Origin of the sequence: Leeia aquatica, from assembly GCF_012641365.1 — a bacterium.
Lineage (GTDB): Bacteria > Pseudomonadota > Gammaproteobacteria > Burkholderiales > Leeiaceae > Leeia > Leeia aquatica.
The window spans coordinates 168,814-187,350 of sequence record NZ_JABAIM010000003.1 but is presented as its reverse complement, the minus strand read 5'-3'; the positions used below and the strand labels follow the sequence as shown (position 1 = coordinate 187,350).

22 protein-coding genes are annotated in these 18,537 nt (G+C 61.4%); 15 read left to right on the top strand and 7 right to left on the bottom strand.

Annotated elements, in window-relative coordinates; genetic code table 11:
• A complete protein-coding gene (locus HF682_RS13565; protein WP_168877854.1) occupies positions 1 to 1,866 on the bottom strand; it encodes an ABC transporter ATP-binding protein in 1,866 nt (621 codons plus the stop codon).
• A gap of 168 nt (positions 1,867 to 2,034) precedes the next feature.
• On the opposite strand from HF682_RS13565, the gene HF682_RS13560 reads away from it, so the two are divergent.
• The 3 genes from HF682_RS13560 to HF682_RS13550 are packed head-to-tail and all read left to right on the top strand — an operon-like array spanning position 2,035 to position 4,509.
• Complete coding sequence (locus HF682_RS13560) at positions 2,035 to 3,684, top strand: response regulator (RefSeq protein ID WP_308418740.1); 1,650 nt, start codon at positions 2,035 to 2,037, stop codon at positions 3,682 to 3,684.
• A gap of 33 nt (positions 3,685 to 3,717) precedes the next feature.
• Positions 3,718 to 4,101, top strand: a complete 384-nt coding sequence (locus HF682_RS13555; protein ID WP_168877853.1) for a SpoIIAA family protein — start codon at positions 3,718 to 3,720, stop codon at positions 4,099 to 4,101.
• A gap of 27 nt (positions 4,102 to 4,128) precedes the next feature.
• Positions 4,129 to 4,509 carry a DUF7793 family protein gene (locus HF682_RS13550; protein WP_168877852.1) on the top strand — a complete coding sequence of 127 codons (381 nt, stop codon included), beginning with the start codon at positions 4,129 to 4,131 and terminating at the stop codon, positions 4,507 to 4,509.
• Positions 4,510 to 4,521: 12 nt separating this feature from the next.
• Here the strand turns inward: HF682_RS13550 and HF682_RS13545 are convergent, their stop codons facing one another.
• The 3 genes from HF682_RS13545 to HF682_RS13535 are packed head-to-tail and all read right to left on the bottom strand — an operon-like array spanning position 4,522 to position 7,783.
• Positions 4,522 to 5,400, bottom strand: coding sequence for a M48 family metalloprotease (locus tag HF682_RS13545; protein ID WP_168877851.1), 879 nt, complete (start codon positions 5,398 to 5,400; stop codon positions 4,522 to 4,524).
• The gene (locus HF682_RS13540) at positions 5,400 to 5,912 is read right to left on the bottom strand and encodes an SH3 domain-containing protein (RefSeq protein WP_168877850.1); all 513 of its coding nucleotides are present in this window, start codon (positions 5,910 to 5,912) and stop codon (positions 5,400 to 5,402) included. The genes HF682_RS13545 and HF682_RS13540 overlap by 1 nt, the downstream gene beginning before the upstream one ends.
• Positions 5,909 to 7,783 (bottom strand): adenylate/guanylate cyclase domain-containing protein, encoded by a 1,875-nt coding sequence (locus tag HF682_RS13535; protein ID WP_168877849.1) that lies wholly within the window; start codon positions 7,781 to 7,783, stop codon positions 5,909 to 5,911. Before HF682_RS13535 ends, HF682_RS13540 begins: the two co-directional genes overlap by 4 nt.
• Positions 7,784 to 7,911: 128 nt before the next feature.
• Between HF682_RS13535 and HF682_RS13530 the strand changes: the two genes are divergently transcribed.
• The 11 genes from HF682_RS13530 to HF682_RS13480 all read left to right on the top strand — a co-directional run bounded on the left by HF682_RS13530 (position 7,912) and on the right by HF682_RS13480 (position 16,838).
• Positions 7,912 to 8,364: a Fur family transcriptional regulator gene (locus HF682_RS13530; RefSeq protein ID WP_168877848.1), complete on the top strand. Its 453-nt coding sequence runs from the start codon at positions 7,912 to 7,914 to the stop codon at positions 8,362 to 8,364.
• Positions 8,361 to 8,540: a hypothetical protein gene (locus HF682_RS13525; protein WP_168877682.1), complete on the top strand. Its 180-nt coding sequence runs from the start codon at positions 8,361 to 8,363 to the stop codon at positions 8,538 to 8,540. The genes HF682_RS13530 and HF682_RS13525 overlap by 4 nt, the downstream gene beginning before the upstream one ends.
• Positions 8,537 to 9,295 carry a metal ABC transporter ATP-binding protein gene (locus HF682_RS13520; protein ID WP_168877847.1) on the top strand — a complete coding sequence of 253 codons (759 nt, stop codon included), beginning with the start codon at positions 8,537 to 8,539 and terminating at the stop codon, positions 9,293 to 9,295. The genes HF682_RS13525 and HF682_RS13520 overlap by 4 nt, the downstream gene beginning before the upstream one ends.
• Positions 9,295 to 10,170 (top strand): metal ABC transporter permease, encoded by an 876-nt coding sequence (locus tag HF682_RS13515; RefSeq protein WP_168878085.1) that lies wholly within the window; start codon positions 9,295 to 9,297, stop codon positions 10,168 to 10,170. Before HF682_RS13520 ends, HF682_RS13515 begins: the two co-directional genes overlap by 1 nt.
• A 67-nt stretch (positions 10,171 to 10,237) precedes the next feature.
• Positions 10,238 to 11,107: a metal ABC transporter substrate-binding protein gene (locus HF682_RS13510; protein WP_168877846.1), complete on the top strand. Its 870-nt coding sequence runs from the start codon at positions 10,238 to 10,240 to the stop codon at positions 11,105 to 11,107.
• A 100-nt stretch (positions 11,108 to 11,207) separates the two neighbouring features.
• Positions 11,208 to 12,215: a sulfate ABC transporter substrate-binding protein gene (locus tag HF682_RS13505; RefSeq protein WP_168877845.1), complete on the top strand. Its 1,008-nt coding sequence runs from the start codon at positions 11,208 to 11,210 to the stop codon at positions 12,213 to 12,215.
• Between the two features lie 79 nt (positions 12,216 to 12,294).
• The gene (locus tag HF682_RS13500; RefSeq protein ID WP_205882085.1) at positions 12,295 to 12,915 is read left to right on the top strand and encodes an RBBP9/YdeN family alpha/beta hydrolase; all 621 of its coding nucleotides are present in this window, start codon (positions 12,295 to 12,297) and stop codon (positions 12,913 to 12,915) included.
• 125 nt (positions 12,916 to 13,040) lie between these two features.
• Positions 13,041 to 13,937 carry a sulfate ABC transporter permease subunit CysT gene (gene cysT, locus HF682_RS13495; RefSeq protein ID WP_168877844.1) on the top strand — a complete coding sequence of 299 codons (897 nt, stop codon included), beginning with the start codon at positions 13,041 to 13,043 and terminating at the stop codon, positions 13,935 to 13,937.
• The gene (gene cysW, locus HF682_RS13490) at positions 13,934 to 14,809 is read left to right on the top strand and encodes a sulfate ABC transporter permease subunit CysW (protein WP_168877843.1); all 876 of its coding nucleotides are present in this window, start codon (positions 13,934 to 13,936) and stop codon (positions 14,807 to 14,809) included. The genes cysT and cysW overlap by 4 nt, the downstream gene beginning before the upstream one ends.
• Positions 14,806 to 15,888, top strand: coding sequence for a sulfate/molybdate ABC transporter ATP-binding protein (locus HF682_RS13485; protein ID WP_168877842.1), 1,083 nt, complete (start codon positions 14,806 to 14,808; stop codon positions 15,886 to 15,888). The genes cysW and HF682_RS13485 overlap by 4 nt, the downstream gene beginning before the upstream one ends.
• The gene (locus HF682_RS13480) at positions 15,885 to 16,838 is read left to right on the top strand and encodes a CysB family HTH-type transcriptional regulator (RefSeq protein ID WP_168877841.1); all 954 of its coding nucleotides are present in this window, start codon (positions 15,885 to 15,887) and stop codon (positions 16,836 to 16,838) included. Before HF682_RS13485 ends, HF682_RS13480 begins: the two co-directional genes overlap by 4 nt.
• On the opposite strand, the gene HF682_RS13475 is transcribed toward HF682_RS13480, so the two are convergent.
• Positions 16,787 to 17,218 carry a carboxymuconolactone decarboxylase family protein gene (locus HF682_RS13475; RefSeq protein ID WP_168877840.1) on the bottom strand — a complete coding sequence of 144 codons (432 nt, stop codon included), beginning with the start codon at positions 17,216 to 17,218 and terminating at the stop codon, positions 16,787 to 16,789. The two genes, HF682_RS13480 and HF682_RS13475, sit on opposite strands and share 52 nt — an antisense overlap.
• Positions 17,211 to 17,609, bottom strand: coding sequence for a MerR family transcriptional regulator (locus tag HF682_RS13470; protein ID WP_168877839.1), 399 nt, complete (start codon positions 17,607 to 17,609; stop codon positions 17,211 to 17,213). Before HF682_RS13470 ends, HF682_RS13475 begins: the two co-directional genes overlap by 8 nt.
• An 81-nt stretch (positions 17,610 to 17,690) precedes the next feature.
• On the opposite strand from HF682_RS13470, the gene HF682_RS13465 reads away from it, so the two are divergent.
• Entirely contained in the window at positions 17,691 to 18,182 is a 492-nt protein-coding gene (locus HF682_RS13465; RefSeq protein ID WP_168877838.1) for a prolyl-tRNA synthetase associated domain-containing protein, read from the top strand.
• Here the strand turns inward: HF682_RS13465 and HF682_RS13460 are convergent, their stop codons facing one another.
• Positions 18,183 to 18,470, bottom strand: coding sequence for a putative quinol monooxygenase (locus HF682_RS13460; RefSeq protein WP_168877837.1), 288 nt, complete (start codon positions 18,468 to 18,470; stop codon positions 18,183 to 18,185). It lies immediately after the preceding gene.
• Positions 18,471 to 18,537 lie beyond the last annotated feature (67 nt).

Here is an 18,537-nt window from a genome sequence, read left to right as displayed (position 1 = left end):
TCAGGCTGGAAGGGGGGCCTCTTCTACGGCTTCTTCGTCGGCTTCCTCGCCGAGGAAACCACCGCTCTGGTGCGCCCACAACCGGGCATAGATGCCACCCAGTTCCAGCAGTTGCTGGTGGTTCCCCTCTTCCACCACCTGGCCCTTGTCCAGCACGATCAGCCGGTCCATGGCCGCAATGGTGGAGAGCCGGTGGGCGATGGCAATCACCGTCTTGCCTTCCATCAGTCTGTAGAGGCTGGCCTGGATGGCGGTTTCCACTTCCGAGTCCAGGGCACTGGTAGCCTCATCCAGCAGCAGGATGGGGGCATCTTTCAGCATCACCCGTGCAATGGCAATGCGTTGACGTTGCCCGCCAGACAGCTTCACGCCACGCTCACCAACGTGGGCGTCATAGCCTTTACGACCCTGCGGGTCCGAAAGCTCCAGCACAAAGTCATGGGCTTCGGCACGCTGTGCGGCGTGGACGACCTGTTCATCACTGGCGTCCGGCCGGCCATAGCGGATATTGTCATTCACCGAGCGGTGCAGCAGCGAGGTGTCTTGCGTCACCATGCCGATTTGCGCCCGCAGGCTATCTTGTGTTACGCCTGAAATATCCTGCCCGTCGATCAGGATGCGACCTTGCTCAATATCGTAAAAGCGCAGCAGCAGGTTGACGATGGTGGACTTGCCCGCACCGGATCGGCCAACCAGCCCCACCTTCTCGCCTGGGCGGATATTCAGTTGCAAGGCCTCAATCACCGGGCGCTTGCCGCCGTAGTTGAAGGTGACGTGCTCGAAGTGGATGTCCCCCTGGGTCACCAGCAAAGGTTTGGCGTCTGGGCGGTCCACCACACTATTGCCCCGGCTCAGCGTGGCCATGCCATCCTGTACCGTGCCGATATGCTCGAACAGGCCCGCCATTTCCCACATGATCCAGTGTGAAATGCCATTCAGGCGCAAGGCCATGGCGGTGGCCGCCGCCACCGCACCGACCCCGACCTGGCCTTGCGTCCACAGATACAGGGTGGCACCGGCGGTGCTGCCAATCAGCGCAATGCTCAGGATATGGTTGATGATGTCAAACCCGGAGGCGAGCCGCATCTGGGCATGTACCGAGGCCATGAATTCCTGCATGGCAGAGCGCGCATAGTGCGCTTCACGCTGGGCATGCGAGAACAGCTTGACGGTGGTGATGTTGGCGTAAGCATCGGTAATGCGGCCGGTCATCAGTGAGCGTGCGTCAGCCTGCCGCTGGCCAACCTTGCCCATGCGTGGCACGAAGAAGCACAGGGTGGCAATGTAGAGCACCAGCCAGCCAAGGAAAGGCAGCAGCAGCCAGCGGTCCAGCTGACCGACAATCGCCACCATGGTGACAAAGTAGATCATCACAAACACCATGATGTCGATGACCGCCATCCAGGCATCCCGCACGGCCAGAGCAGTCTGCATCACCTTGGTGGCAATGCGGCCGGCGAATTCATCCTGGTAAAAGCGCATGCTCTGATCGAGCATCAGACGGTGAAAGTTCCAGCGTAGTCGCATGGGCAGATTACCTTGGAGCCCCTGGTACTTCAGCAGGGCATGCAGGGCAATCAGTAACGGGCTGGCGAGCAGCAAGCCGCCAAGCAGCAGCAAGGTATCAGCATGTTGGGTCCACAACTGGGACGGGGTGACGTTACTCAGCCAATCGACCACTTCGCCCAGCATGGCAAACAGCAAGGCCTCAAAGGCACCAATGGCCGCTGTCAGAATAACGATCAACAGCATCCACTTGCGTACGCCTTGCGTCCCAGCCCATAAGAAAGGCAACAAGGTTTTGGGGGGGCGAACCGGTGGGGTGTCGGGATACGGGTTAACCAGACGCTCGAACAGACGAAACACACTGAACTCCTTGGCAAAGAACGACGAAACACAGCGAAGGCTGCATTTCGGGAAAAACGTTTCCAATCTAACCACAGGGCTGACCCAGCGGTCAATCCATCTGCCTCGTGAACCGGCGCAGGCAGTCAAGCAACGCACCTTACTCTATACTGACACCATGTCAAACCGGTGAAAGGACAGTTGCAGGTGGAGCTTGACCCGGATTTTTCCCGTGCCGGCTTTCTGGTGGTCGACAGTGTGGCGGAGATGCGTACGGCGCTGTCGATGACCCTGTCGTCATTTGGTGCCAATCGGGTGGATTTTGCTTCGCGGATCCATGAGGCCTTGTCGCGGGTGCAACGAGGCGATATTGACGTGGTACTGAGCGACCTCTCACTCAGTCATCCGTTTGATGGCCTGCGCCTGCTGGAAGAGCTGAAAACCCGCAATCTGCTGAAGCAATCTGCCGTGTTCATGATTGTGACGGCTGAAGCCAACGCCCAGACGGTGCTGTCTGCGGCGGAGCTCGCACCGGACGACTATCTGTTGAAACCCTTTTCGGGGGAGACCTTGCGCCAGCGGCTGGTGAAAGCCGTGGCCAAGAAGCAGGCGTTCAAGGTGGTGGACCAGGCCATCCTGCAACATGACTACCTGCGTGCATTGGCGGAGTGCAATGCCCGCATTGAAGAACGGGATCCTTACGTGATCGACTTCATGCGGCTCAAGGCACGTCTGTCCTTGTTGACCGGGGCCTTTCTTGAAGCGCGGCAAACCTATGAGCAGGTGCTGCGCATCCGGCCAGCACCGTGGGCGCGCATGGGCCTGGGCAAGTCGTTGTTCCGCCTGAAGGATTATCCCAATGCCCGCCGCGTGTTTGAGAGTGTGCTGGCGGAAAATCCCTATGCAATGGAAGCCTACGACGGTCTGGCCGGGTGCCTGGAGGCACAGGAAGATTTGCTGTCCGCGCAGGAAGTGCTGTCGCGTGCGGCGGCGCGCTCACCGGCGATCATCCAGCGACAGCGGCAACTGGGAGAGCTGGCACAGCGCAATGCCGACTGGCCGGTGGCGGTGGATGCGTTTCGCAACACGATCGAGTATGCCCGCTACTCCTTCCAGCACGACGCTGGTGATTATGCCCAGTTGAGCCAGAGCTTGCTGGCCAGTGGCGAGACCCAGTCGGCAGAGCAGACGCTGGCGCAGGTGCGACGGGCATTCCACACACCGCAGTCAGACCTGCTGGCCCATGTCATGGAGTACGGTATTGCAAGCGCACGGGGTGATGCGGTGCGGGCGGGAAAGAGTTTGCAGGCCGCACGGGAGCAGTTTGCTGAGTTGAAGGATAACCTGCCAGGCACCTACAGCGTGGCACTGGCGGAAGCCTGCTACCGGGCGGGTGATGAGCAGGCTGGAAAGGAGGTTGTATCCAGTTTGCTGCGCAATCAGCACGATGATGTGGCAGTATTGCGAAAAGTGGAGCAGATGTTCGTAGCCGTTGGGCGTGAATCTGAAGGCAAAGCCTTGATCGAGGATCACGCCAATGATGTGGTGGAATTGAATAATGCCGCCGTGCGTATGGCGCAGGCGGGGGATCTGGAAGGGGCGGTACACCACTTTCTGTCGGCACTGGCAGAGCGGCCAGGCAGCATGCCGGTGGCCTTGAATGCCATCAGCGCCGTATTGGCCTATGTGGGGCAGCACGGCTGGCACGATGCGTATATGCAGCTGGCACAAGACCTGTTGGCGCGGGTAGGGGCGCAAGACCCGACCAATGGCAAATATCAAAAAATGATGCAGGCGTATCGTATGGTACGCCAGCAGTTTGGAATCAAGGGAGCGTGATGCGGGCGAAGCCGCATCATGACAGGGTAGCCGATGACAGAATCTCGGGTATGGCTGGGAGAAGATGGTATTGTCCGCATCGACCATGGGGTGGACCCGGAATTGTCCCTTGACCTGATCCAGCGGGTGTTTGAAGCGCGGGCTCGCCTGTGCCCGCAGCCACATCCGGTCATGGTGTTGGGCAGGGGGCGACCCAAGGTCAGCAAGGAAGCCAAGGCGTTTACCCAGCAGGCCATGGTCGCCCGCATGACCACCGCCATAGCCTATGTGGCCGATTCCTACTGGATCCGCAATATGGTCAAGCTGTACCTGCTGTTTGATACGCCGCCCTATCCTGCCTTTGTCGTATCCAGCGAGGCTGAGGCGGTGGCCTGGCTCAAGCGATACGTACCGAAAACCGGAAACGAAGCCGCCTGAAAGGGGCTCCGGACATGGGAGGCAAGCATGCGGCCACGAGTCTGGCTGGGTGCGGATGGCATCGTCAGGGTGGATCATGGCAATGATCCGCTGATCACACTGGAAGACATCCAGTGGGCGGTGACCCGGCAGCAGGAGCTGGCGGATTGTCCGTGCCCGGTCATCGTCTTCGGTAGCGGGCGGCCGTCTGTGCCGCCCGAGGTCAAACGCTACCTGTCCGGCCCGGCGCTATGCGGTGTGACCAGCGCACTGGCCTATGTGCTGGAAGGCTGGTATCTGCATCATCTGTTCCGTCTGTCACTGCTTTACAACCGGCCACAGATTCCCTGCTTTGCCTTCAGCAATGAGCCTGACGCGGTGGCCTGGCTGCAGCGTTACCTTACCCCGCCTGCGCGGCAAGCGGGGTAAGGTCAGCCAGACTTACCTGGCCAGCAGGCGCTGGATGTTGCGCAGGCGGCTGGAGTCTTGCGATGCGGTTTTCTCAAAACCATCCAGCTTGTCACCCATCAGCTTGTCCAGCCGGTTCAGGCGGTCATTCGGCATCGGGTGGGTCGAGAACAGCAGCTCAAACCCCGGGTCTTTGGCATTGGCGGCTGCAAACATCTGCAGCACCGAAGGCAGGCCATACGGCGAGTAGCCGGCACGGGTGGCCAGTACCACCCCCAATTCATCGGCCTCATACTCATCGGCCTGGTCCAGACCGGAGGTATAGACATTCTTGAACAGATTGTTCATGGCCGCCAACTCCGGCGTACCTTGCTTCTGCGCATACTGACCGATGGCCCCGCTCACCAGTTTGCCCATGCCCTTCTTCTTGGCCACTTGCACATGGTGACGCTTGATGACGTGGGCGATTTCGTGGCCCAGGATCCCGGCCAGCTCGGATTCGGATTTCACCGACAGCAACAAGCCCTTGGTGACGAACACATAACCACCAGGTGCCGCGTAGGCATTCACACCCTTGTCGTCAAGAATACCAAAGCGCCACGCTAGATCGGGGCGTTCGCTCTGCAATGCAATCCACAGGCCCAGCCGGTTGACGTATTGTTCTGCCGCCGGATGGCGCAACAAAGGCCTTGCGCCCAGCAGCAGCGCGGACATGTCCTTGCCCATGGCGCGCTCTTCTTCCGGGCTGACATCCGAGGTGGCCTCGGCTGCACCTTGCAGCATCTGCTTGGCGTTGCTGTCCGGCAAGTTGTTGAATAGTTTCTGTACCTCTTTATTGTTGGCACAGCCAGCCAGCAGCGCAGCACACAAGGCGGTCAGCAGCAGCGGGCGCAGGGTAAGACGGGCACGCATTACTGGCCTCCTTTCAGGTAATCTACTTTCTGTGCTTTCAGGCGGTTGGCCTGGGCGATTTGCCGGGCCTCATTGGCCGAGACGGCATAGCGTTCCATCTGGGCGACATCCGCCGGGTTGGGGGTGGCATTCTGAATATCTGCCTTGGCCATGGGGTCGTCCTTGCCGGCTTTAGCACCCGTCGTAGAGGCCGAGCTCGTACTGCCGGAGCGGGTGGCGCCGAGCACCTGCGCCAGTCCTGCACCGGCGTTGCCACTCGCAGTGCTCTTGAAGCGAATCGCCATCAAGTTGACCCAGCCGCTCTTGCCGTCGCTGGTCTTCACTTGCACCCAGCGGCCTTCGCCGGGGGTGGCATCCACTTCGCTATTGGCCGAGAGGGTGGCGATGGTAGGCGCGTCGAGTTGCGGTTTGGCTTTCAGATCACTGCTACGGGTTACCGTGGCGGGAGCCGCCAGAGCCAGCCCCCCGGTCACCAATAGCGCCCCGGCCAGCAGGCGCGGCATGCGGTTCATGTTGTCTTCCTTTTTGGTTCAAATAGCCGGACCGGTTGTTCCCGGCCCTTGACCTGATGTTCACCGTGGTCGATGAATTCAAATTGTTCACCGCACGCCAGCCGGGTGGATTCCGAGACCAGAATGCGGGCGATACCTTTGGTTTGTCCTTCAATGCGGCTGGCCAGATTCACGGTATCCCCAATCGCGGTGTAATCCAGTCGCCGCTGGGTGGAGCCAATCAGGCCCACCACGGCGGGGCCGCTATGGATGCCGATACCGATATCAAACCCTTGTCCGGCCTCACCCAGCATGCGCTTGAACTGTTCCAGCCGGTCGGTCATGTCCAGTGCTGCGGCGACCGCCTCGCTGGCGTGATGCGGATTGCTCAGCGGCGCCCCCCAAAAGGCCATGATCGCGTCGCCGATGAATTTGTCCAGTGTGCCACCGTGCAAGTCTATCGCCTCTACCTGCAAGTCGAAATAACCGTTCAGCATCTGCACCACTTTTTCTGGTGGCTGCCGCTCAGACAGGGTGGTAAAACCGCGGATGTCGGAGAACAGCACCGAGATTTCCACTGCCTGACCGACTTCCGCCTGGGCCAGTGCATTGCGGTCTACCAGCTTGCGCACCACACGGGGATCCAGAAAGCGGTTGAACAGTTGCACGGTATGCTCACGCCGCCGCCGCTCGGCCAGAAAGTACAGCAAGGCGCAGATGAAAAAATACAACCAGCATAGGGTCAGATAGCTAAAGGGAAGCCAAAGAATGGTCCGCTGCAAGAGCAGATAGCTACCCAGCGTGCTGAGCGCTGTTGCCAGCAGCAAACCCAGAGCAAGCAGGCTGACATGCCAGCCACGCCGCCAGCCCCAGGCCAGCAGGAACATCAGCAGGATGGCCAGCCCCAGCTCCGAGGCGCGCGGTGCCGGACGCAGCCAGTCGCCGTGTTGCAGGTTGGCCAGTGCGGTGGCCAGAATCTCTGGCCCGGCGGTCGGGGTAGGCGGGTCGGTGAGGCGGCTCAGTGGCGTGGGGTGCAGGTCGGACAAACCCGAGGCATACGCGCCAACGATGATGATCTTGCCGCGTAGATCCGGCAGCGGGATAGGTTTGCTGAACTGTCGGCTCAAGACCACATCGCGGTAAGACAGACGGGGGAAGGGTTTGCTGTACCAGTTCAGCAGAATGTCGGTTTGTAGTGGCACCACCCAGCCCTGATCGCGGGCGACCCGGGCAGGCAGGGAAGGGATGCGCCAGCCTTGTCGTGAATAGTCGATATAGTAGCGACGCCCCACGGTATCCGGATCGGGCAGGAAGTTGATCAAGCCGGTGCGCCAGACATCGACCGGCAGCGCCATTGGCGTCAGCAGTGGCGCACCCGCGTCGGGTTGGGCATCCGGGCCGGGGCGGACTGCCATCAGCGGGGGTAGCCGCTTGAACGGGGAGGGCTGCCCATCCGGCTGCACCACCAGCGGTAAATAGGCCGGGAATGCCCGCAGGGCTTGGGCAAAGGCGCGGTCACTCTCTGGCGCCGAGGGGTCACCTTCGGTGAAGGTGAGGTCAAAGATGACAGCCTTGGCACCCCGTTGCTGCAGTTCACGCAGCAGCTCGGCATGCACCATCCGTGGCCACGGCCAGTTGCGCCCGGCAAAGTCCAGCATGGCGTCGTCTTCCAGGCTGCGCTGGTCGATGCCGATCATCACGATGTTGTCGGGTGTGGGGCGCTGTGAGGCGTGCTGGCGGAGCAGATGATCGCTGAAGTAGGTATCAAGCGGGGCCAGCAGGCGCAGGCCCGCCAAGGCTTCCATCAATACCCAGAGCGCAAACAGGCCGGCCAGCGCCAGGGCGGGCTGTAACTGCAGGCGAGTGAGCCAGGGTCGCAAATGGGAGGCCATATCAGGGTCCGCGAGGTTTCGCCGCTGATTATGGCAGGTTTGTGGCGCGGCTGCAGGCTGGACGCATCAGGGTGTTATGTTATAACATTGCATTCATAAAACCTGAGACTGTACCTCCTGCCACCCCGATGAATACCGTGCCCCTTGCCTTGCAGGCCGCCCAGCAGTGGTGCCTGAGCCGTGGTGAAAAGCTCACTGACAGCCGCCGCGAAGTACTGGCCATGTTGCTGCAGGCGGGTGGCCCACTCAAGGCGTACGACATTCTGGCCAGCTTGCAGAAAGCCAAACCCACGGCTGCGCCGCCAACGGTGTATCGGGCGCTGGATTTTCTGGTCAGCATGGGGCTGGTGCATCGGCTGGAATCGCTGAACGCCTTTGTGGCCTGCGAGCATGGGTTGACGCCGCACCATCAAGGTGTGCTGCTGATTTGTCAGCGTTGTCATCAAGTCACCGAAGTCGCTGGAACGGCCAGCATGCGTCAGTTGCAACAAGATGCCGCTGCCGCACAATTCACCATCACGGCGCATGAGCTGGAAATCAAGGGCGTTTGCCACGCCTGCCAACAGGAAGCTACCGCATGAGCGGTCACACCCACTCGCACTCCCACGAGCCGACAAGCCACACGGCACGCCCGCTACCCCAGCGCGCACGCTGGAGTGTGCTGGGGGCCTCTGCTTGGCAGCGGGTGCTGTGTGTATTGCCCTTGCTGCTGCTGCTGTGGGGCGGGGTGTGGTGGGCGCTGAAGGGGGCGGCATGAGTGCGGTGACGCTGGAGAACGTGACGCTGGCGTACTATCGCCATCCGGCGGTACACCATGTGTCCGGTCAGTTTCGGCAGGGGGTGACCACCGCCATCGTCGGCCCCAATGGGGCCGGCAAGAGCAGCTTGCTCAAGGCATTGGTGGGTTTGCTGCCGGTGCAGCATGGCAGCATCCGCTTTGCCGACCCGTCGCGGCACATGGCGTATTTGCCGCAATTGGCGAATATCGACCGCAGCTTCCCGGTGTCGGTGCGTGATGTGGTGCTGCTGGGGCATTGGCGCAAGCGAGGCTGGTTTGGTGGCGTGTCGCAGGCTGAGCGCGAGCAGGTGGAGCAGGCGCTGGCCACGGTGGGCCTGGAAGGCTTTGGCGACCGCAGTATCGGCAGCCTGTCCAGCGGGCAATTCCAGCGGGTGCTGTTCTCGCGCATCCTGCTGCAGGATGCGCCCATCATCTTGCTGGATGAGCCGTTTACCGGGGTGGATGCGCGTACCACGGCCGATTTGCTGCGACTGATCCAGCACTGGCAGCACGAGGGGCGTACCGTGATTGGGGTGTTGCATGATTTTGACCAGGTCCGTAGCCATTTCATGGACACGGTCTTGCTGGCCAAGGAGTGCATTGCCTGGGGGCCGACCCATGAAGTGCTGACCCCGGCCAGTCTGCAGCGTGCCAACGCCATGGCGGAGCGCTGGGTAGACGATGCGCCGGTGTGCCACCGCGATGACCCCGTCAACCAGAGTGTGGCCGCATGATGCATAGCTTGTATGAATGGCTGTGGCAACCGTTTGCCGAGTTCGCCTTCATGCGGCATGCGCTGATTGGCTGCCTGGCGCTGGCGATGGGCTGCGCACCGATCGGCCTGCTGCTGGTGCTGCGCCGGATGAGCCTGGTGGGCGACGCCATGAGCCATGCCATCCTGCCGGGTGCGGCCATTGCCTTTATTGCGCAAGGCTTGTCGCTGGTGGCGATGAGCATTGGCGGGCTGATTGCCGGGGTGGTGGTGGTGGTGCTGGCGGGCTGGGTGACACGACAGACCCAGCTCAAGGAAGACGCCAGCTTCGCCGCGTTCTACCTGTTATCGCTGGCGACCGGGGTGCTGCTGGTGTCCAAATGGGGCAAGAATGTCGACCTGCTGCACTTCCTGTTTGGCGCGGTACTGGCAGTCGATCCTGCTGCCCTGTTGCTAGTGGCGGGTATCGCCAGTTTCACGCTGCTGACGCTGGCCCTGTTGTACCGGCCACTGGTGCTGGAGAGTTTTGACCCGGATTTCTTCCGCGCCATGGGTGGCGGCGGCGCGGTGGCGCACTTTGTATTCCTGATTCTGGTGGTGCTCAATCTGGTGGCCGGTTTTCAGGCGCTAGGCACCCTGATGGCGGTGGGCCTGATGATGCTGCCTGCCACCAGCGCCCGCCTGTGGGCGGCCCAACTGCCGGGCCTGTTTGCGGTGTCACTGGGGCTGGCGGGTTTGTCTGGCTACCTCGGTTTGTTACTGTCCTATCATGCGGATCTGCCCTCCGGACCCAGCATCATTCTGGTGGCCGGGCTCGGCTACATGCTGTCGCTGCTGCTGGGCTCACAGGGCGGGCTGCTGTGGAAAGTGTGGCGTTTGCGCCATCTGGAGGCCTGAGCAGGCCTGCGGAGGGTGCATCGGTTTATTATTAAATGCAACTGGGTTGCGTAAGAAGAGGTGAACCATGCGTCGTCATCGTTGGGTACAACTGTCAGCTGCCTTGCTGCTGATCTGCGGGCTGGCAAAGGCGGAGCGCTTGCCGGTGGTGGTCAGCTTCTCCATTCTGGGGGACCTGGTACAGCAAGTGGGTGGGGATCAGGTCAGCGTGACCGCGCTGGTCGGGCCGGATCAGGACGCCCATGTCTTCCAGCCCGCCCCCAAGCACGCTGCGCTGCTGGGGAAGGCCCGGCTGGTGGTGGTCAACGGCTTGGGGTTTGACGACTGGTTGCCTCGGCTGGCTACCGCCGCACATTATCAGGGCGCGCTCACCGTCGCATCCAAGGGTGTGCAGACCCTGGCCGGCGAAGAGCATGGTGTAGACCCGCATGCCTGGCAGGACCCGGCACGTGTCCGCCAGTATGTGCAGAACATCGAGCAGGCCTTGAGCAAGGTTGACCCGGCGCATGCGGCCTATTATCGCCAGCGCAGCAGCGCCTATCAGCAACGCCTGCAGGTACTGGAGCAATGGGCGCTGGCTGCCGTGGGCAAGCTCCCGGCGGCCCGCCGCAAAGTCATCACCTCGCATGATGCGTTTGGCTACCTCGCACAGCGTTTCGGCATCACCTTCTTGGCGCCGCAAGGCATGAATACCGATGCTGAAGCCACCCCCAAGGCGGTGGCACGCCTGATCGAGCAGATACGTCAACAACAGGTCAAGGCCGTGTTTGTGGAAAACATCAGCAACCCGCGCCTGTTGCAGCAGTTGGCCAGTGAAGCGGGCGTCAAGCCGGGCGGCAAGCTGTATTCGGATGCCTTGTCGGCAGCATCCGGTCCGGCGGCCAGTTATGAAGCCATGTTCCGCTACAACCTGAGTCAGCTACTGGCGGCCATGTGAGGGTGACACCGCAGGCGATAAGCTTTGCACTTTTTCTTGGTTCACCCGGTCCGGGCTGAGCCGTACAGTGACCTCATTACACACGACATGAGGTCACAGCATGAAACAATCTGTACGAATCCGCTCATCCCGCTGGCTACTGGCGCTGGTCGCCAGTGTGCCCCTGTGGGCGCAGGCAGACCTGCTCAATGTCTCCTACGACCCGACCCGCGAGTTTTACAAGGACTACAACGAAAAATTTGCCCGCTACTGGAAGGGCAAGACCGGCGAGGAGCTGCGCATCAACCAGTCTCACGGCGGATCCGGCAAGCAGGCCCGCGCGGTGATCGACGGGCTGGAGGCGGATGTGGTCACGCTGGCACTGGCTTACGATATTGACGAAATTGCCAGCAAAACCGGCAACCTGCCCGCCAACTGGCAAAAGCGCTTGACCCACAACAGCGCACCCTACACCTCGACTATTGTGTTTCTGGTACGCAAGGGCAACCCCAAGGGCATCAAGGATTGGTCCGATCTGGTCAAGCCCGGTGTGGAGGTGGTGACGCCCAATCCGAAAACCGGTGGCGGTGCCCGCTGGAACTATCTGGCGGCCTGGGGCTATGCTCTGAAGCAACCGGGCGGCTCCGAGGCAAGCGCCCGTGAATTTGTACGCAAGCTGTATGGTAACGTCAAAGTGCTGGATTCCGCTGCACGCGGCTCGCTGACCACCTTTGCCGAACGCGGTATGGGCGATGTATTGCTGGCGTGGGAAAACGAGGCATTCCTCGCTACCCAAGAGCTGGGACCGGACAAGTTCCAGATTGTGGTGCCTTCGGTATCCATCCTGGCCGAGCCGGTGGTGGCGGTGGTCGACAAAGTGGCCAGCAAGCACGGACAGCTGAAGCAGGCGCAGGCTTACCTGCAGTATCTCTACTCTGCAGAAGGGCAGCGCCTGGCGGCAGACCATTATTTCCGCCCGGTATTGCCGCAGCTGGCGCAGCCGGAAGACCTCAAGCGCTTCCCCAAGCTGAACCTGTTTACCATTGATCAGGTTTTCGGTGGCTGGCAAAAGGCACAGAAAGTCCATTTTGCCGATGGCGGGGTGTTTGACCAGATCGCGGTCAAGTAAAGGAGACGCTGTGTCTCACGCTACCATTCTCATGGTACCGGGCTACATGGGCAGTGGCCCGGAGCACTAGCAGAGCTGGATGGAGCAGCAGCTGCCGCAGGCGTGCCGGGTTACCGGCATTGACTGGACACAGCCGGTACTGGCCTGGTGGGCCAGCTCGGTACGCCAGGCCATACAGGAGGCCGTCGGGCCGGTGTATGTGGTGGCACACAGCTTTGGCTGCCTGGCCAGTGTGGTGGCGATCCAGGAATTGCCTGGCAAAGTGGCCGGGGCGTTGCTGGTGGCACCGGCCAGCCCGGCGCGCTTTGACTTGCTGGGCTTGCAGCCGGAGGAGGTGAGCTGGCAAGCCGGTGTAGCGGCCTGGCTGCCAGACAAACCTTTGCCCTGCCCCAGTGTGCTGGTGGCCAGCCGCAATGATCCGTGGATGCGGCTGACGTCTGCGACATGGTGGGCGGACCGCTGGGGTAGTCGCTTCGTTAATCAGGGTATGGCCGGGCATATCAATGTGGAGGCCGGTTTCGGCCCTTGGCCTGCTGGCTTGCAATTGCTGCATGCCTTGCAGGCTTGTCAGACCGGTATGCCCTTGGGAAATGATGATGACGCCCTCTATCTGCCCAAAGGGCGAGGTGGGCACCTTTCCCGCCTGCGCCATCACACCCGGCTCTTGCTGGAGCGGCAAACAGGCCGCCGTTTGGCTTAAATTCCCTTCAGTTCTTAGTGATGTTTCTTTAAATCACTATATTGAATAAAGAACGCAGTTTTTAATATTTCTCAAGCGCTGTCAGGCTCCCTACACTGGCCTTCACCAACAACGGGGAGCGCATCATGCCAACCGGGGCAGACGTGATACGGGAAGCCATTCCGCACCATGGGTCATCTACCCGCAGTGCGCGCCGTCAGCGCTGGCATGTGCTGCCGGGCTTTCGCCTCAGTCTGGGCATAACCTTGCTGTATCTGCTGCTGATGGTGCTGCTGCCTCTGTTGGCGGTGGTACTGAAAGCGGGTTCGCTGGGGTGGGAGCACTTCTGGCAAGCCGCCACGTCGGAGCGCGTGGTGGCCTCTTACCGACTGTCGTTTGGTATGGCCATGGCGGCAGCGTTGCTCAATGCCGTGTTCGGGGTGCTGCTGGCCTGGGTGCTTGTGCGTTATCCCTTCCCGGGCAAACGGGTGGTGGACGCCTTGATGGATCTGCCCTTTGCCTTGCCAACCGCTGTGGCGGGTATTGCCCTGACCGCACTGTATGCCCGCAATGGCTGGATGGGCCAGTGGCTGGAGCCCTTGGGTCTGAAGGTCGCTTTTCAACCGCTGGGGGTGTTTGTCGCGCTGGTGTTTGTCGGCCTGCCGTTTGTGGTCCGTACCGTCCAGCCGGTGCTGCAAGCGCTGGATGCGGCACAGGAAGAGGCTGCCGCCAGTCTGGGTGCCCGACGCTGGCAGGCCTTCCGTCACGTGATTCTGCCCGGCCTGCTGCCCGCCATCCTTACCGGGCTGGCGCTGGCGTTTGCCCGTGGTGTGGGCGAGTACGGTTCAGTCATTTTCATCGCCGGTAATTTGCCCATGGTCTCTGAAATTGCGCCGCTGCTGATCATCAGCAAGCTGGAACAATATGACTATGCCGGGGCCACCGCCATTGCGGTGGTGATGCTTAGCCTCTCGCTGATCATGCTGCTGTTGATCAACGGACTGCAAGGCTGGCTGGTACGCCGCCAGGGAGCGCCAGCATGAGTACGATCGTGATCCAGGCTGCCTCCCACCATCCGCTGGCCACCCGTGACCCACGCTGGGTGCGTCTCAGCCTGCTGGTGGTGGCATTGGCCTTCTTTGCCCTGTTCTTGCTCATGCCGCTGGTCGTGGTGCTGGTGGAGGCCTTGGCCAAAGGCTTGTCGGCCTGGCTGAGCGCCCTGCATGACCCGGAGGTCTGGTCTGCCATCAAGCTGACCTTGCTGGCGGTGGGCATTGCCGTACCGATCAATCTGCTGTTCGGGCTATGCGCCGCCTGGGCTATTGCCAAGTTTGACTTTCCCGGCAAGACCTTACTGATCACCCTGATCGACATCCCGTTTTCGGTGTCGCCGGTGGTGGCGGGGCTGATGTTTGTCCTGCTGTTTGGTGCGCAAGGCTGGCTGGGACCTTGGTTGGCCAGCCATGAGCTGAAGGTGATCTTTGCGGTGCCGGGCATCGTGCTGGCCACCCTGTTTGTGACCCTTCCTTTCATTGCCCGTGAGTTGATCCCGCTGATGCAGGCGCAAGGCCGGGAAGAGGAAGAGGCGGCGCTGGTGCTGGGGGCCAATGGCTGGCGCACCTTCTGGCATGTGACCCTGCCCAATGTGAAGTGGGGGCTGCTGTATGGCGTGATCCTGTGCAGTGCACGGGCGATGGGTGAGTTTGGCGCAGTTAGTGTGGTGTCGGGGCACATCCGTGGCATGACCAATACCCTGCCGCTGCAGGTCGAGATTTTGTACAACGAATACCAACATGCTGCGGCCTTTGCCGTAGCGTCCCTGCTGGCAGTGCTGGCTTTGTTCACCCTGGTGGTCAAAACCTGGGTGGAGCATCGGGCTGCACGGCAGATATCCTTGCTTCGGGAGGCTCCATGAGCATTCAGGTTCAGCATATTCACAAGCGCTTTGACCAATTTGTCGCGCTGGATGACATCAGTCTGTCGTTTCCCTCTGGCGAACTGGTGGCGCTACTTGGGCCCTCCGGCTGTGGCAAAACGACCCTGCTGCGCATCATCGCCGGGCTGGAGCAGGCCGACGCCGGACAGGTGATTCTGGATGGCGAAGATGCCGTAGCGCGGCATGCCCGTGAACGGCAAGTGGGTTTTGTATTCCAGCATTACGCCTTGTTCCAGCACATGACGGTGTTTGACAACATCGCGTTTGGCCTGCGCATGAAGCCCCGCCGTGAGCGCCCGTCGGAGGCCACCATCCGTGAGCGGGTGATGTCACTGTTGCAGCTGGTACAGCTGGACTGGTTGGCAGACCGTTTCCCTTCCCAGCTATCGGGTGGGCAGCGGCAGCGGATTGCACTGGCACGGGCGCTGGCGGTAGAGCCCAAGGTGTTGTTGCTGGACGAGCCTTTCGGTGCACTGGATGCCCAGGTGCGCAAGGAACTGCGCCGCTGGCTGCGCCGTTTGCACGATGAACTGCATGTCACTTCCCTCTTCGTCACGCACGATCAGGATGAGGCGCTGGAGGTGGCAGACCGGGTGGTGCTGATGAACCACGGCAAAGTAGAGCAGACGGGAACCCCGGAGCAGGTCTACCAGCAACCGGAAACGCCGTTTGTGTATGGCTTCCTTGGCAACGTCAACCGCTTTGCCGGGCGCATCAATGCCGGGCGGGTGGAGATTGGCGCGGCCAGCTTGCCGCTACAGGGCAGCTTCGCCCAGGGCGAGGAGGTGATTGCCTTTGCTCGTCCGCATGAGCTGGATATTCTGCCGCAGGCGAGTGTAGGCGAGGGCATTGCTGCCCGAGTGGCACGGGTGTTGACCTTTGGTATCCGCAGTCGGGTCGAGCTGGAAAGTCTGGAGGGCCTGCGTGCCCCGATCGAGGTGGAGCTGAGCCGCGAGCAATTGCAGTCGCTGGCGCTGCAGGAAGGACAACTGGTGGCATTGCGACCGCAGCGATTGCAGTTGTTTGCCAGGCAGCTGGCAACGGGAGTCGCCGCATGAATTTCCAGCAACTGCGCATCATCCGAGAGACGGTACGCCGCAACTTCAATCTGACCGAAGCCGCCAACGCCCTGTTTACCTCACAGTCCGGGGTCTCCAAGCATATCAAGGACCTGGAAGACGAACTGGGAGTGGAACTGTTTGTCCGCAAAGGCAAGCGACTACTGGGGTTGACCGAACCCGGCAAGGAACTGGTCAATATGGTGGACCGCCTGCTGCTCGAAGCGGGCAACATCAAGCGGCTGGCTGAGCAGTACAGCCAGCGGGATGAAGGGCAGCTGACCGTCGCCACCACCCACACGCAGGCCCGTTATGTGCTGCCGCAAGTGGTGACTGCATTCAAGCGGCGCTTTCCGCGCGTACACCTGAAGCTGCATCAGGGCAGCCCGGATGAGATCGCCCGCATGTTGATCGACGGGCAGGCCGATATCGGCATCGCCACCGAATCCCTGGCCGAGCATCCTCCCTTGGGCTCCTTTCCCTATTACCACTGGCATCATGGGGTGCTGGTACCGGATGGGCACCCGCTGCTCGATGTACCCGAGCTCACGCTGGAAGCGTTGGCAGACTACCCGATCATCACCTATCACGAGGGGTTTACTGGCCGGGCCAGGATAGACCAAGCCTTTACCGACGCCGGTTTGCTGCCGGATGTGGTGATGTCGGCACTGGATGCGGACGTGATCAAGTCCTACGTCGAGCTGGGGCTGGGCGTGGGCATCATTGCCTCCATGGCGTTCAATGCTCGGCGCGACCAAGGCCTGCACCTGCTGGACAGCCACGCTTTGTTCCCGCAGAACACCACCCGCATTGCGGTACGGCGAGGCCACTATCTGCGGGACTTTGCCTATCGCTTCATTCAGCTGTGTGCCCCGGAGCTGGATGAATACCGCATCAGTCAGGTACTGGCGGAAGGTGAGGGGGCTGAGCGCCTGTCTGCCGTGGCCTGAATCTCGGCCGCGTGCTCGGCAAACACCGTGCGTGCCACGGCCAGCGCATTCAGCGCTGCCGGGAAACCGGCGTAGACCGACATCTGCATGATCACCTCCAGAATTTCCTCGCGGCTGAGCCCGACATTCAGCGCTGCATGCAGGTGCACCTTCAGCTGTGGTGCGGCATTGCCCAGTGCGGTTAGCGCGGCCACCACCGCGATCTCCCGCCCGCGCAGATCGAGGCCGGGACGGCTGTAGATGTCACCAAACGGGTATTCGATCAGGTAACGGGCAAAGTCGGGGGCCAGGTCCTGCAAGCTGTCGATCACCTGCTGGCCAGCATGGCCGTCAATCTCGGCCAGCTTCTGCAGGCCGCGCTGGTAACGTGTGTCATTCATGGTTGGGTTCTCCGGTCGCGGTGATAGCCAGCTCCAGCCGCCGGTAGTGGGCGATCTTTTCATCCAACAGATGGGCGGACTGCTGCAATTGTCCGATCCGTTCCTGCAGGGCGGTCTGATACTGCTCCAGCATGGTCCGGCGCTGCGCGAGCGTGCTGTCACCAGATTGACGAAGCCTGGCGTAGGTCTGCATGTCCCGGATGGGCATGCCGATCACGCGCAGGCGTTGCAGGAACGCCAGCCAGCGCAGGTCATCCTCCCGGTAGCGGCGCTGGCCGCCCGGTGCACGCGGTACCGGCCCGAGCAGCTCGATGCGCTCGTAGTAGCGCAGGGTATGGGCGCTCAGCCCGGTCTGTGCACTGATGTCCTGTATGCTGTACATGGCGTTCATGACCCACTGTAAAAGTTGGAGTGTACTCAAAGTCAAGCAGGCTGGCTTGACGCCCCTCCAGCCTGCTGGCAGGGTAGGGTCATGACGACGCTTGATAACTTTCTGCAACAACACGGCATCGACAGCCCGTGCTGGACCCACCCTCCGGTATTTACCTGTGAGGAAGCGGACCGTCTGACGGCTGAGGTGCCGGGCTTGCCCACTAAGAACCTGTTTCTATGCGACGGTAAAGGCCGCCAGCACCTGCTGCTGGTGGTGCCGTCAGACTATCAGGTAGATTTGAAGGCACTGTCACCGTTGCTCGGAGTGTCCGGCCTCAGGCTGGCCTCCGCTGAGCGCCTGCAACGCTATTTGCAATTGCAGCCGGGCTCGGTGTCGCTGCTGGCCCTGTGGCAGGATGCAAGCCAACAGGTGCGCTGCGTACTGGATCAGACAGTGTGGGATGCCTCGGCGGTACAGGCGCATCCTTTGGTCAACACGGCAACACGGGTGCTGAGTCAGCGCGATGTGCGTCACTTTTTGCAAGCCACCGGGCATACGCCGGATATTCTCGACGTACCCCGGCGCGCCTGATCAAGCCACTTGCAGCCAGTGTACCTGGGGTGCAGCGGCCAGCAGGGATTGCACATGGGCCCAACCCCCGGAGGCCTCCAGCCGGGCGAAGTGGGCGGCATGGTCCTCACGGGATTGCCACTGTTCCAGCACGGTCAGTGCGTGAGGGTGTTCCAGCGAACGGAACAGTTGAAAATGCGCGCAGCCACCTTGGCCGGGCAGGGTCTGACTGGCTTCGGTCAGTAATTGCAACAGGGCCGGGTAGTGCTCGGCTTGAGCGTTAAAGTGAATCAGCAGATGGGCGCTCATGATTTGGATGTCCTGAATGGAGGTCACGTTGACCGGGAGCGCCATTGTGCCCAGCGACGAGCGGCCT

What these genes read in the sequence shown, in the direction of transcription:
- HF682_RS13515 (WP_168878085.1), top strand. Translation starts at nt 9,295, where the DNA reads ATGCATAGCTTGTATGAATGGCTGTGGCAACCGTTTGCCGAGTTCGCC.
- HF682_RS13480 (WP_168877841.1), top strand. Translation starts at nt 15,885, where the DNA reads ATGAATTTCCAGCAACTGCGCATCATCCGAGAGACGGTACGCCGCAAC.
- HF682_RS13540 (WP_168877850.1), bottom strand. Translation starts at nt 5,912, where the DNA reads ATGAACCGCATGCCGCGCCTGCTGGCCGGGGCGCTATTGGTGACCGGG.
- HF682_RS13460 (WP_168877837.1), bottom strand. Translation starts at nt 18,470, where the DNA reads ATGAGCGCCCATCTGCTGATTCACTTTAACGCTCAAGCCGAGCACTAC.
- HF682_RS13535 (WP_168877849.1), bottom strand. Translation starts at nt 7,783, where the DNA reads ATGGCCTCCCATTTGCGACCCTGGCTCACTCGCCTGCAGTTACAGCCC.
- HF682_RS13500 (WP_205882085.1), top strand. Translation starts at nt 12,295, where the DNA reads ATGGAGCAGCAGCTGCCGCAGGCGTGCCGGGTTACCGGCATTGACTGG.
- HF682_RS13510 (WP_168877846.1), top strand. Translation starts at nt 10,238, where the DNA reads ATGCGTCGTCATCGTTGGGTACAACTGTCAGCTGCCTTGCTGCTGATC.
- HF682_RS13545 (WP_168877851.1), bottom strand. Translation starts at nt 5,400, where the DNA reads ATGCGTGCCCGTCTTACCCTGCGCCCGCTGCTGCTGACCGCCTTGTGT.
- HF682_RS13525 (WP_168877682.1), top strand. Translation starts at nt 8,361, where the DNA reads ATGAGCGGTCACACCCACTCGCACTCCCACGAGCCGACAAGCCACACG.
- HF682_RS13555 (WP_168877853.1), top strand. Translation starts at nt 3,718, where the DNA reads ATGACAGAATCTCGGGTATGGCTGGGAGAAGATGGTATTGTCCGCATC.
- HF682_RS13520 (WP_168877847.1), top strand. Translation starts at nt 8,537, where the DNA reads ATGAGTGCGGTGACGCTGGAGAACGTGACGCTGGCGTACTATCGCCAT.
- HF682_RS13485 (WP_168877842.1), top strand. Translation starts at nt 14,806, where the DNA reads ATGAGCATTCAGGTTCAGCATATTCACAAGCGCTTTGACCAATTTGTC.
- HF682_RS13505 (WP_168877845.1), top strand. Translation starts at nt 11,208, where the DNA reads ATGAAACAATCTGTACGAATCCGCTCATCCCGCTGGCTACTGGCGCTG.
- cysW (WP_168877843.1), top strand. Translation starts at nt 13,934, where the DNA reads ATGAGTACGATCGTGATCCAGGCTGCCTCCCACCATCCGCTGGCCACC.
- cysT (WP_168877844.1), top strand. Translation starts at nt 13,041, where the DNA reads ATGCCAACCGGGGCAGACGTGATACGGGAAGCCATTCCGCACCATGGG.
- HF682_RS13470 (WP_168877839.1), bottom strand. Translation starts at nt 17,609, where the DNA reads ATGAACGCCATGTACAGCATACAGGACATCAGTGCACAGACCGGGCTG.
- HF682_RS13475 (WP_168877840.1), bottom strand. Translation starts at nt 17,218, where the DNA reads ATGAATGACACACGTTACCAGCGCGGCCTGCAGAAGCTGGCCGAGATT.
- HF682_RS13530 (WP_168877848.1), top strand. Translation starts at nt 7,912, where the DNA reads ATGAATACCGTGCCCCTTGCCTTGCAGGCCGCCCAGCAGTGGTGCCTG.
- HF682_RS13465 (WP_168877838.1), top strand. Translation starts at nt 17,691, where the DNA reads ATGACGACGCTTGATAACTTTCTGCAACAACACGGCATCGACAGCCCG.
- HF682_RS13550 (WP_168877852.1), top strand. Translation starts at nt 4,129, where the DNA reads ATGCGGCCACGAGTCTGGCTGGGTGCGGATGGCATCGTCAGGGTGGAT.